This is a genomic window from Pseudomonadota bacterium, assembly GCA_030860485.1.
In the GTDB taxonomy this organism is placed as follows: domain Bacteria; phylum Pseudomonadota; class Gammaproteobacteria; order JACCXJ01; family JACCXJ01; genus JACCXJ01.
Genome location: JALZID010000223.1, coordinates 23,995 through 36,652, shown reverse-complemented (window position 1 = coordinate 36,652; position 12,658 = coordinate 23,995). Strand labels below are relative to the sequence as shown.

Sequence of the window (12,658 nt, the reverse complement as noted above, 5' to 3'; positions counted from 1 at the left end):
TTAAAGGTCATAAGATAAAGAATCGGCGCGAAGGTCTCCCGCTGGACGACCGGCCAGTGGTTTTGCGCCCGCACCAGCGTCGGTTGCACGTAATAACCCGGGCTCTCGATGACCTGACCGCCGTACAGGATCTCACCGCCCGACTCTTCGGCTTCCCGTAGGGCACGAGAGAATGCCGCCACCGCCTCGCCGCTGATGAGGGGGCCCATCACGACCTCGGGGTCGAGCGGCAAACCGATGCGGATCTGATGGTAGGCTGCGATCAAGTGTTCGACGATGGTCTGGTAGAGACTTTCGTGCACAATCAACCGGCGCGTGGAGGTGCAGCGTTGCCCGGCGGTCCCTACCGCTCCGAACACAATCGCGCGCACGGCGAGATCAAGGTCGGCGCTTTCATCCACGATCACCGCGTTATTGCCTGAAAGCTCCAAGAGGCTCCGCCCAAGGCGCGCGGCGACGATCTCCCCGACCCGGCGCCCGACGACCGTCGACCCGGTGAATGAAATAAGCGGCACGCACCGGTCGCGCACCAGGCGCTCTGCGAGCTCATTGTCGCGCGTCACGAAGAGCGAAAAGATTCCTGTGGTGCCCGCCTCTTCCATCACCCGGTTGCACAGACGCTGAACCGCTACGGCCGAGAGCGGAGTGCGCGGGGAGGGCTTCCAAACGACCGTGTTCCCGGCCACGGCCGCGATAAAGGCATTCCATGCCCAGACCGCGACGGAGAAATTGAAGGCGGTGATCACCCCCACGACGCCGAGCGGATGCCACTGCTCATAGAGACGGTGCCGGGGCCGCTCCGAGTGCATGGTGCATCCATACAGCATGCGCGATTGCCCCACGGCGAGCTCAGCGATGTCGATCATCTCCTGCACCTCGCCCTCGGCCTCAGCCTTGATCTTGCCGGACTCCAAGGCGATGAGACTGCTTAAGGCCTCCTGGTGCGCGCGCAGTACATCACCGAGCCGGCGTACGAGTTGGCCGCGGCGCGGCGCCGGGACCTGGCGCCAGTCATGGAAGGCGCTCCGCGAGCGTTCGAGCACCGCTTCATAGTCAGTGATGGTGGATTCGTAGATGCTCGCGATGATTTCTCCCGTGCCGGGCGCGTAAGACGACCACACGCCCGCGTCCGTCCCGCCGGACCACTGGCCCGGCCCCGTGCAGGATCCCGGGTTGACCTCCCCAATTCCCAATTCGTTCAACAAGTTCATCATTACTCAAGAGGCAGGCTTATAGCTTTAGACGCGGTTGTAGCGCCAAGGTGCCCGCGCGCCGGCCAAGCATCAAACCAACCAAAGCAGCGATGGTCTAAAGCGGGGAGTTTAGGTCACTCGGCATCAACCGCGATTCTACGTATGGCTTTACATGTCCTGGACGATCGAAGCGATGGCGAGGCTTTGTTTGGCTCGACGGCGGCAGTCTCGCACGCCACCACCGAGCTACGCATTATTGGCGCGGCTTCGGGGATCGGCGCCGCCGATCCGGGTTGTGGCGTAGGCCCTGACGCGTTGCGAACATTCGGCCTTAGCAGCCAGTTGCGCGACCGCGGCTTCAAAGCGGTCTGGGCCGACATCGTGCGCCGGCCCACGCTCCGCGCCGGTACGGAAAGCATCAAGGAAATCAAAGCGTATTGCGAGGAACTGGCCGCCGCCGTCGGGCACGCGCTGCACAGCGGCCGGCGTATCGCGGTTATTGGCGGGGATCATTCCTGCGCCATAGCAAGCTGGAGCGCGATCGCATCCGCGTTGCGCGGGCCCCTGGGCCTCGTTTGGATCGATGCCCATATGGACAGTCATACTCCCGCGACCAGCCCGAGCGGCGCTCTGCACGGGATGCCGCTCGCCATCCTCCTAGGCGTCGGGCCGCCTGAGCTTACGGACCTGCTCTACCCTGGCGCCAAGCTGTGCGCCGAGAACGTCTGTCTTGTGGGCGTACGCAGCTACGAGCCCGAGGAGGCGGAATTACTGCACCGCCTTGGGGTGCGGGTGATCACGATGGACGAAGTGCGGGCGCGGGGCCTTATGCGGAGCCTGGGCGAGGCCTTCGCGATCGCCGCCCGCGGCACCGCCGCCGTCGGGCTTAGCATCGACCTCGACGCAGTTGACCCCACGGACGCGCCCGGGATCGGTACTCCGGCGCCTGATGGCCTGCGGGGGCTCGACTTAGTCGAAAGCCTTGGACGCCTGGTGCCGCAACCGGTGTTGGCCGAAATCGCCGAGTTTAACCCCGTGCGTGACCGCGAGGACAAGACCGCCCGGCTGGTTATTGACCTCTTGGCGGCCTGTTGGAGGAGGTAAGCGTATGCCATCGGTCATCGAACTGGAGCGCGCATACTGTGCGCATAACTACCAGCCGCTGCCGGTGGTGTTGACGCGCGGAGAGGGATGCTATGTGTGGGATGAGCGCGGCAACCGCTACCTCGACATGATGAGCGCCTACTCGGCGGTCGGTTTCGGCCACGCGCACCCGCGGTTGCTCAAGGTCCTAGTCGAGCAAGCGGCACGGCTGGCGGTCGTGTCACGGGCCTTTCACACCGAGGTGCTCGCGCCCTTCGTGAGGCGCGCCTGCGATCTTACCGGACTCGCCATGGGCTTGCCCATGAATACCGGGGCCGAGGCGGTGGAAACGGCGCTGAAGGCCGCGCGGCGCTGGGCTTACGAGGTCAAGGGTGTGGCCGAGGATCGCGCCGAGATCATCGTCTGTGACGGCAATTTTCACGGCCGTACCATCACCCTCGTGGGACTTTCCTCCGAGCGCGATTATAGGCAGCACTTCGGACCTTTTCCCGTGGGCTTCGTGCGCATCCCGTACGGGGATGCCGAGGCGCTCGCGCGTGCCATCAAACCGCGCACTGCGGCGTTTTTGGTTGAGCCATTCCAGGGCGAAGCCGGGATCATCGTGCCGCCCGCGGGTTATCTCAAGCATTGCGCGGAGCTTTGCCGCGCCCACAATGTGTTGCTTCTCTGCGATGAGATCCAAACCGGGCTCGGACGCACGGGTCGCATGCTCGCCTGCCAGCACGAAGGGGTCCAACCCGATGGGATCACGCTCGGCAAGGCGCTCGGGGGCGGTTTCCTGCCGGTATCGATGTTTCTCGCCCGGCGCGAGGTGATGGGGGTCTTCACGCCGGGGAGCCACGGCAGCACGTTCGGGGGTAACCCGCTCGCCGCCGCGGTCGGCCTCGAAGCGCTTAACGTGCTGGTTGAGGAGCGTCTGGCCGAGCGCGCCGCCGAGCTGGGCGAGTACTTTCTCGGGCGGTTACGCACCCTGGAAAGCCCCTATATTCGTGCCGTGCGTGGCAAGGGTTTATTCATCGGCGTCGAGATCGACACCGGGCGCTTTTCGGCACGGGACCTCTGTATCCGGCTCGCCTCCCACGGCATCCTCACAAAAGATACCCACGAAAGCGTAATCCGCCTGGCTCCGCCGCTCATTATCACCGAGCGCGAGTTGATTTGGGCTTGCGATCGCATCCGCGATGCTTTTCTAGAGATGGGATAGTCCGTCTGGCCTAGCGTGTAGATGCAGCACGCAGCGGCGCCGAAAAGGATAGGAGATTCAACGCGGGCGTGTAAGGAGCATGCTTGGTCGGACGGGCCGGGCGGTGATTGGGCGGTCTGTAAAGGTCCGCGGCGAGGGCAGATGCGCTCAGTTGGGGCGGTCCCGGTGGGTTGGCGGGGGCTCAAGGGGGTGAAGTTTGGGGGGGTGTCCGGTGCCTGGGCGCGAGTGCGACTGTGCGAGTCGAGGTGCGGTGACCGGCAGGAACAGGAGGGAAAGCACCTACCAGCTCACCCGCTGGTCGAACTCACGCCGAGGTAGGCGAGGATGCGCGTGATCGATCTGCTGTCGGTGACGAAGGCGCTCAGTCGCATCGGCTCCCCACAACTTCCCAGGCTTGCATCGAGCGCCTTCCGGCGTAAACTGGTCCGTGGGCTGAAGCGATTTGTCGGTTACCGCGAAGGTGCATCATGGTAGATAAAAAATCACCAGCAGCGCAAGTTCCACCGGTTCGGGGTGGGGCAGGGTCGGATGCGGAGATACGGGACAAGGTGCGTGATCTCATGTCACAGATCCTGAAAGGCGGTCACCTGGATCCCGAAGAGGTAAAGGAGGTGGTTCAGGCCATGACCCCCGGATCAAGCGCCGGTATGGAACCGCAGGCGGCCGAGGTGAGGCGAGGGTTGGCCGAGGCGGTGCAGGGTTTGGATGAGGCGCTCATGCGAGCCGCCGAAGCGGCGCATGTCGCGCTCCAGCAACTCGGCTCGAAGGGAACCGGTTTTACCGACAATGACCTGAAAGAAACCTTCGCTAGGCTCAAGCAGCTCCAAGGGGCATACGTCGCGACCGCCAACCGCGTGGCGGAGGCCGCGAGTGGCAACATTCAGCGCGAGCTGCGCGAGCTTGCGGTGCATGCGCAGCAGGTCGGGGTGGATGCCAGCGCGCGCGTGGCCGCGGTCATGACGGAGTTCGCGAGTCGCTTGACCTCGGTGTCGCGCGAGGGCGCCTCCACCGGGTTCGATGCGGCGCGCGACTACGGCGTGCGAATGACGCTGCTCGCGAGCGGTGTCCTTGCCGGCATCGCCGACGCGTTGCGCGAGCAGTCCGGCCCTGGTAAGAGCAAGTAGGCCATACGGTGATCTGGGGGGCCTTCGGGCCAGGGCGGGATCTTCCGCGCCTGCACCGGATCACCTCGGTCCTGATCCGGCATGGGCTCGGCGACCTCGTCCGCCGGGTCGGGATCGGGACGGTGCTGGAACGCGCTGGCCAGATCCTGCACTGGGGAGAGGCGTCCGAATCGGCGCACTTGGAACCACCCGAGCGCGTACGGATCGCTCTGGAAGAGCTTGGACCGACCTCGTCAAGCTTGGCCAAGTGCTTTCGACACGGGAAGACCTGTTTCCGCCGAAGTGGATCGCGGAGTTCGAGAGACTGCAGAGCGGAGTGGCGCCGGTGGCTTTCGGGGAGCTGCTGCCCGAGGTGGAAATAGCGCTCGGCAGGCTTCCGCAGGAAGTATTTGTTGATCTCGACACCACGGCCTACGCCTCGGCCTCCATTGCCCAGGTCCATCGGGCGCGCCTGCCAAACGGCACGCCGGTGGTGCTCAAGATCCGCCGCCCGGGGATCCAGGCGACGGTCGAGGCGGATATCCGCATTCTCACTCACATCGCCGCCCTGCTCCAAGCCGAGATTCCGGAGGCACGGCGTTACCAACCGACCCAGATCCTCGTCCAATTTTCCCGTTCCCTCGAACGCGAGCTCAACCTAGCGGTGGAAGCGCGCAACATCGATCGATTCGCCAAGAACTTCGCTGGGGACCCCGAGGTGCTCGTACCCCGCGTGTATTGGGAGTGGACCAGCCCGGTGATGAACGTGCAGGAGTACATTGAGGCCATTCCCGGCAATGACCTAGCGGCGATCGAAGCGGCCGGGCTCAACCGCAAGCTGCTCGCCTCGCGCGGCGCGGATGCGGTGCTCAGGATGAGCCTGGTTGACGGTTTCTTCCATGCCGATCCTCACCCGGGCAACGTCTTCTACCTTGCCGGGCAACGGCATACTCATGATCGACTTCGGCATGGTGGGGCGGCTCACCCATTTCCGCCGTAATCAAAGCGTCGACCTCCTCTCCGGGATCGCACGTCGCGACGAGGAGGGCATTACGGAGGTGATCCTCGACTGGACGGGCGAGGCCTATGTGGATGAGGCCAAGCTTGCCGCGGACATGGGCGAGCTCGTGCTCGATTATGCGGATGTCCCGCGGAAGGACGTCCGTATCGCCACGCTCCTGCGCCAGGTGAGCAGCATCATGCGCGAGCACTCGGTCGTGCTGCCCGCGGATCTCACCCTCATGTTCAAGGCGCTCATCACGCTCGAGGGGCTCGGGCGCCAGTACGATCCGGAATTCCGGCTCATCGACCACCTCGGGCCGTTCCTCGAGCGAGCCATCGCCGAACGTTATGAGCCCACCGCGCTCATCAAGCGTGGGCAGAACAGCCTAGCGCAGATGTTCAACGTGGTAAGCGCCGTCCCGCGCGATCTCGCTCGGTTGATCAAGGACCTACGCCGGGGCAAGATGCGGGTGGACTTCGATCTCAAGCGGCTGGACAGCTTCGGCCGGCGCCTCGATCACACCATCGACCGCGTCACCATCGGCATCATGACGGCCTCGCTCGTAGTCGGATCTTCCATCGTGATGACCGTCCCCCGTGGTCCGACCCTATTCGGGATGCCGCTGTTCACCGTGCTCGGCCTGCTCGGTTACGTGATCGCGTTCTGCAACAGCGTGTGGATTATCGTTTCGATCTGGCGTGCGGATCGGGATTGAAGGATAAGATAGGAAGTTCAACGCCAATGCCCGCACCCAGGTAGATAGTCAAGGTTTCCGGTCGCGCGTCACGGACGACGTGAAGACGTACCCCGCTGCACGCACGGACTTGATGAGCACGGGCCGTTCCGGGTCCGACTCGATCTTCCGGCGCAGCCGCCCGACCTGCGCGTCGATGCTGCGGTCGAACGGACCCGCCTCACGGTGGCGGGTCAGCGCCAGCAACTGGTCGCGGGAGAGCACGCGATTGGGATGCTGCGCGAAGACCGCGAGCAGATCGAACTCGCCCGTCGTCAGCGCCACTTCTTTTCCATTCGGTGCGACCAACCGGCGACTCGCGAGATCGAGCTGCCATCCCACGAACCGCACCGTGGAACCTACCTTGCCCGCCTCCTGCCGCGCGGGGCCACGGGTGCGCCGGAGCACGCTGCGCACCCGCGCCAGTAGCTCCCGGAGATCGAAGGGCTTCGCCAGGTAGTCGTCCGCGCCGATCTCGAGACCGATGATCCGATCGAGGGTCTGCCCTTTACCGGTCACGATGATCACGCCCACGTCGGTTTGCTCGTGCAGGTAGCGCGCGAGGGAGAGCCCGTCCTCGCCCGGCAGGCCGAGATCGAGAATGACGAGGTCCACGGACTGCCCGGCCAGCTCGCTGCGCAACCCCTGTCCGTCCCCGAGGGTGCTGACACGATACCCCTCTTGCGTCAGGTAGGTTCGTATTAATTCCCGGACGTCCGGTTCATCGTCGACGACCAGGATGTGCGGCGCAACGCTCATCATCGTTCACACGGTTTGCATCCGCTTCCGGTTTTCATGGGTGAGGCTCTCTAGGATGGAGTTACACACGGTTACCCACCGTTACGCAATGGCGACGCCGGGACATCAAGCGATTACACCCGTCGGTTAGTCTGTTCTTTCAAGAGGGCAGGGCTAGAACCAGCGCGTCCCCGGTTAGTCGGGGGAAAGCGCGGCGTTGGAACGATTCCGCGCGTGCAACGCGGAGGCATTGTGCCGCAACACGAGGTCCCTGTGAACACGAAAGCGCGAGGTATACCACGATGGGAACTGTGATCCGGCTTCTCGAACCGGTTGCTCGCGGGCGGCATGCGGAGGGGGGCGCGCCCGCCGGGCCTGGTGTGCCGTTGCCATGCTGACCCCGTGGTGGCCGGCCGTGCTGGCCTTTGAATTCTGGTCGCGGCTGCTCACGGTTCACGCGCCCTGCCTGGCACTGCTCGCCGGCCGTGGAAGTCTCACCCGGGCACGCGGAAATAGCCAGGGAGCGCCATGCTTTGGCAGCGGGAAAAGTGGTGCCGATGGCCGAATTCAAGGCCCGGCGCGTCTCGTGATGACCTTCGATGGTCCATCCGGATCACCCCCGGGGGCGCGGCTGCCCCGATGACGGTCTTGTTGTCCAGCACCCGGGTGCCGGATCACCTCCGGGCGCGCGGTTGCCCCGTGTGCGTGGTCGATGATGAACCCGGGGTGCGCGAGCTGCTCTGTACGCTGTGCGAGTCGGCTGGTGTGGCCGCCGAGGCCTATGACTCCGCCGAGTCGTTCTTGAGCGCCTACCGCTGCGAGCCTATCCGGGTCCGTTGCCTGGTGCTGGACTTTTGTTTACCGGGAATGAACGGTCTCGAGCTTCTGAAGGAGCTCAACGCGCAAGGGGTTCGCCTCCCGGTGCTGCTGATGAGCGGCCACGCCGAGAGCGCGACGGTGGTCGACGGTTTGCGGCTCGGCATCGTCGATTTTTTCCCCAAACCGTTCGAGGTCGAGGCGCTGTTGGGTCGTATCCTCGAAGTAACAGGGCACAAGCATCGGCACCGGTCCAGCTTCCAGCCGCTTTATGACGATTAGTCACGGACTAGCACGCGGCGGAGACTTACCAAACACGGAAAGGTGACCGACCAATACTACGAAACAATACGGCATCAGCCCGGTGGGGCATCTGGGGCATCCAAGATCCCGCGCACGGCCCGCGCCAGGTCTTCGCCCCGGTAGGGTTTCATCAGCAGCCGCTCGCCCTCGTCGAGCTTGCCTGCACACAGGATGGTAGTTCTGGGATAGCCCGAGGTATAAAGCACCTGGAGAGCCGGCTGGCGCCTATTGGCTTCCAGCGCGAGCGCCTGCCCATCCAGGGTCCCCGGCAGCACCAGATCGACAAACAGCAGATCGATGGCCTCACCGTCCTCGAAGAGGGCCAGCGCCACCTGGGCCTCGGCGGCCTCCAGCACCTTGTAGCCAAGCTCGGACAGGTAGGTGACGGCGAGCGCCCGCACGTCCGCATCATCCTCGACCACCAGGATGGTCTCTCGGCCCCGCAGGTCTTCCAGGGGCAGGGGGTCCTGGGCGACGGCGGCGGCCAGCGCGTCCTTGGCCCGCGGCAGGTAGAGCTTGACGGTGGTGCCCTGTCTGCGCTCGCTGTGGACCTTCAGATGCCCGCCCGATTGCCGGGCAAAGCCGTAGACCATGGAGAGCCCGAGGCCGCTGCCCTTACCCGTGGACTTGGTCGTGAAGAACGGCTCGAAGGCGTGTCTCTTGGTCTCCTCCGACATCCCCTCGCCGGTGTCGCTCACGCACAGCAGCACGTAGTCACCCGGCGTGAGCTCGGCCTCCGGCACCGTGGCGTCCTGGCCCAGGGTGCCGTTGGCGGTCTCGAGAACGAGCCGGCCGCCTTCGGGCATGGCGTCGCGCGCGTTCAAGGCGAGATTGAGGAGCGCCGCCTCGACCTGCCCGGGATCGGCGCGCGCCGCCCACAGGTCCGCGCCCGGCACTAGCGCGATCTCGATAGGCTCCCCCAAGGTCTGGCGCAGGACCGGTATCATCCCGGCGACGACTTCATTCAAATCGACCGCTTGCGGTTGCAAGACCTGCCGGCGGGCAAAGGCCAGGAGCCCGTGCACCCGCTCCGCCCCGCGCTCGGCCGCCCGCGCCGCTGCATCCCGCAGCGTTTGCCCGGCAAGGTCGTCCTGGAGCCGCGCCTCCAGCAACTGTAGATTCCCCCCGATGACGGTGAGGAGATTATTGAAATCGTGCGCAATACCGCCGGTCAGTTGGCCTACGGCCTCCATCTTCTGGGCCTGCCCCAGGGCCTCCTGCGCGTGCACCAGGTCGTCGATGTCGGAAGACACGCCAAACCACTTGATCACCCGGCCACTCGCGTCGGCTATCGGGCGGCCACGGGTCAGGTGCCAGCGGTAGCCGCCGGCGGCGCTCTGCAGGCGGTATTTGATCTCGTAGGGCTGCTCTGCCGCAAGCGTTTGCCGCCAGCGGGATTGATCCCGCGCCCAGTCCTCGGGGTGCAGGGACTGCTGCCAGCCGAAGCCGTCCGCCGCACCGGGCGGAAGGCCCGTGAGCTCGTAGAACCTCGGATTGGTGTAATCACTGAAGCCGTCGGGGCGGTGGGTGAAGATGATGTTCGGTACCGTCTCGGCTAAGGTGCGGAACCGCTCCTCGCTCTCTCCTAGCGCTTCCTCGCCACGCTTTAGCTCGGTGATCTCGGTGTAGATCACCACCACGCCCTCGATGCGGTCCTCGTGGGTCCGATAAGGCAGCACCCGCTGGATGTACCACTCGCCCCCCACCGTGCGCACCTCGCGCTCGATCGGGGTGAGGGTATCGAGGACCTGCTGGGCGTCGGATAACAGGTGACCATCGGAAAACTTATTGGCGATATCGGCCACCGGCCGGTTGAGGTCCGAGGGGATCAGGTTGAACAAGCGGGTGGAGGCGGGCGTGTAGCGCTTGATGCGGAACTCCCGGTCGAAAAACAGGGTCGCGATGTGGGTACTGGCGAGCAGGTTATCTAGGTCGTTGTTGGTGCGTTCCAGATCGGTGACCTTCTCCTCGAGTTGGGCGTTGACCGTGGTGAGCTCCTCATTGAGGGACTGCAGCTCCTCCTTCGAGGTCTCCAATTCCTCATTGGTGGATTGCAGCTCCTCGTTCATCGACATGGCCTCTTCGTTCGAGACCTTCAGCTCTTCGTTCGCGCTCTCCAGGTCCGCGACCACACTTTCCAGCTCTTTCTTGACGCTGGCGAGCTCGTCTTCCAAGTGGCCCACCGCCGCCGACTCCTCGATGGCGCGGGGCGCCGGCTCGGCCTCGGCCGCCGGTGGTGCCGAAAAGGTCACGAGCCACAGCCCCACGCCCTGCCTCTGGTCCTCCAGGGGCGTCACCGTCACCTGTACCGGGAGGGAGGCGCCGCCCCGTTTCACCTGGGTCACCACCACCGCCGGCTGCTCCTCCCGCATGGCCCTATGCAGGGCGGCGCGCAGCTTGAGGCGCAGACCCTCGCGGGCCATGGCCAAGAGGTCGTCGGTTGGTTCTCCGGCCGGGTGCCCCAAGTAGTCGTCGGTCTGGCCATGGAAGTAGAGGGTCTGGCAGTCACGGTTGACCAGCACGGCGGCCGGGGCATAGCGCGCTAGCAGGAGCGCTCGGATCACCTCGCCATGGTCGCCGGGCTTGGGCTTGTGTGGCCGCGGCTCGCCCGGGCGCTCGCCGGGCAGGGCCTCCGGGAGGAGCGGAAAGTCCGCCGGCCGGTGCTGGACCGGCCCGCTGCGCCGGTAGATCCGCCACTTCTTGGAGAGGGGCTCGAACAGGCTCAGTTGCTGGCCGACGGTCTCGGACTTGCCCAAGAATAGATAGCCGTTCCGGTTGAGGGCGAAATGAAACAGCGCGATGAGCTTCTGTTGCAACTCGGGCTCGAGATAGATGAGCAGATTGCGGCAGATGACGAGGTCCAGGCGCGAGAAGGGGGCATCGGTGATCAGGTTCTGCGGTGCAAACACCACCGCTTCGCGCAGCTCCTTTTTGACCCGGTAGCTATGGTCGGCCCTGGTGAAGAACCGGGTAAGACGCTCCGGAGCGAGGGACGAGGCCATGCCCTCCGGGTAGGTCCCCACGCGGGCGATATCGAGCGCGTGGCTATCGATGTCGGTCGCGAAGATCTGGAGCTTGCCGTTGCGCTCGCTGCTCGCCATCCGCTCGAGGAAGCACATGCCGATTGAGTAGGCCTCCTCGCCGGTGGCGCAACCGGTGACCCACACGCGCAGCGGCGCCTCGGGGTGCTTGGCCGCTACGAGCTTTGGGATCACCTCCGCTTCGAGGACCGCCCAGGCCTCGGGCTCGCGGAAGAATTCAGTCACGCCGATCAGGAGGTCCTTGGCCAGGGCCTTGATCTCGGCCGGGGTTCCCCGCAGATACTGGCCGTAGTCGCCGATCGCGGCGATACGATTGAGGCCCATGCGCCGCTGAATACGGCGCACCAGCATGGCCTTCTTGTAACAGCGAAAGTCATGCCCTTCTCGATTGCACAAAAGGGCCAATATGGGGTGCAGGGGGTCGTGCCGCGTGTCGGCGGGGATCGGGATCGGAGCGCCACGCAGATGGGCATGCTCGATATACTCGAGCAGCGCCGCGGGCATCTGTTCCACGGGCAGCACGTAATCCACGAGCCCGGTGGCCATGGCGCTGCGAGGCATCCCGTCGTGCTCGGCGGTGTCCGGGCTCTGGACCATCACCAGGCCACCGTCCGCCTTGATCGCCTTGAGCCCGAGCGTGCCGTCGCTGCCGGTGCCCGAGAGGATGATGCAGATGGCCCGCTCCTGTTGGTACTCCGCCAGGCTCCGCAAGAAGCCGTCGATGGGCCGCGGTATGCCGGGACGAGCCACGGCCGCCCCGAGATGCAGGACGCCCCCCTTGATCGTCAGTAACGCGTTCGGCGGGATGATGTGGACGTGCTCGGCCTGGACCGGCGCCCCATCGTTGCGCCTGTTCGACCGGCATCGGGGTATGCCGGCGCAGCAACTCCGGCAGGTGGCTCACATGGGTGGGATCGAGATGCGGGATCACCACGAAGCCGAGGCCGCTCTGGGCCGGCATGGCGCTGAAGAGCCTCTTCAATGCCTCGAGCCCCCCGGCCGAGGCACCGATCGCGACCACCGGGAAGTCCCTTGGGTGGCCTTCCCCAGCCTTATCGGCATCGGTAGACGCGTGCGCCGCCGGGCGAGGCACAGGGGTACCTCCGCCAGACTCCAAGCGATTGGCCGACGGCTTCTTTCCGTGTCTTTTTGCCATGCCCCGAATTCGGATCGGTCAGCTACCCTCGCGGAACCATCACCTCAGGGCTTGGTGCTCCGCCGGAATGCATCCTGAACATGAACCGCGATTCCCTCCCCGCTGGCTCGTGCTCTCCTAGCCCGGATTTCTCACCACCACCCCCAGCTACTTCGCCGTCTTCTCAGTCCGTGCGGCCCGCCAGACCGGTGCCTCGGCGGCCTCACGACGTGCAGTGGGGAGAAATCCGGGCTGGCGTCCGAGTCTACAGGGTTTGTGCAGTGT

8 protein-coding genes and 2 pseudogenes are annotated in these 12,658 nt (G+C 65.1%); 6 read left to right on the top strand and 4 right to left on the bottom strand.

Features of this window, described 5'->3' with window-relative positions; all coding sequences use genetic code 11:
* On the bottom strand, positions 1–1,214 hold a 1,214-nt coding region (locus M3461_13490), incomplete at its 3' end, for an aldehyde dehydrogenase family protein (protein ID MDQ3775281.1).
* Between the two features lie 141 nt (positions 1,215–1,355).
* Here M3461_13490 and M3461_13485 point away from each other — a divergent pair.
* The 5 genes and pseudogenes from M3461_13485 to M3461_13465 all read left to right on the top strand — a co-directional run bounded on the left by M3461_13485 (position 1,356) and on the right by M3461_13465 (position 6,322).
* Positions 1,356–2,297 carry an arginase gene (locus tag M3461_13485; GenBank protein ID MDQ3775280.1) on the top strand — a complete coding sequence of 314 codons (942 nt, stop codon included), beginning with the start codon at positions 1,356–1,358 and terminating at the stop codon, positions 2,295–2,297.
* Positions 2,298–2,301: 4 nt separating this feature from the next.
* Complete coding sequence (rocD, locus tag M3461_13480) at positions 2,302–3,501, top strand: ornithine--oxo-acid transaminase (GenBank protein ID MDQ3775279.1); 1,200 nt, start codon at positions 2,302–2,304, stop codon at positions 3,499–3,501.
* A 330-nt stretch (positions 3,502–3,831) separates the two neighbouring features.
* Entirely contained in the window at positions 3,832–3,975 is a 144-nt protein-coding gene (locus M3461_13475) for a hypothetical protein (protein ID MDQ3775278.1), read from the top strand.
* 86 nt (positions 3,976–4,061) lie between these two features.
* Positions 4,062–4,625, top strand: coding sequence for a hypothetical protein (locus M3461_13470; protein ID MDQ3775277.1), 564 nt, complete (start codon positions 4,062–4,064; stop codon positions 4,623–4,625).
* An 8-nt stretch (positions 4,626–4,633) separates the two neighbouring features.
* A pseudogene (locus tag M3461_13465) lies at positions 4,634–6,322 on the top strand (AarF/UbiB family protein).
* 48 nt (positions 6,323–6,370) lie between these two features.
* On the opposite strand, the gene M3461_13460 reads toward M3461_13465, so the two are convergent.
* Positions 6,371–7,099 (bottom strand): response regulator, encoded by a 729-nt coding sequence (locus tag M3461_13460; protein ID MDQ3775276.1) that lies wholly within the window; start codon positions 7,097–7,099, stop codon positions 6,371–6,373.
* Between the two features lie 618 nt (positions 7,100–7,717).
* Here M3461_13460 and M3461_13455 point away from each other — a divergent pair.
* The gene (locus tag M3461_13455; GenBank protein MDQ3775275.1) at positions 7,718–8,176 is read left to right on the top strand and encodes a response regulator; all 459 of its coding nucleotides are present in this window, start codon (positions 7,718–7,720) and stop codon (positions 8,174–8,176) included.
* Positions 8,177–8,250: 74 nt separating this feature from the next.
* On the opposite strand, the gene M3461_13450 is transcribed toward M3461_13455, so the two are convergent.
* Both M3461_13450 and M3461_13445 read right to left on the bottom strand, forming a co-directional pair.
* The gene (locus M3461_13450; GenBank protein ID MDQ3775274.1) at positions 8,251–9,003 is read right to left on the bottom strand and encodes an ATP-binding protein; all 753 of its coding nucleotides are present in this window, start codon (positions 9,001–9,003) and stop codon (positions 8,251–8,253) included.
* Between the two features lie 462 nt (positions 9,004–9,465).
* A pseudogene (locus M3461_13445) lies at positions 9,466–12,199 on the bottom strand (PAS domain-containing protein).
* Positions 12,200–12,658: the final 459 nt, after the last annotated feature.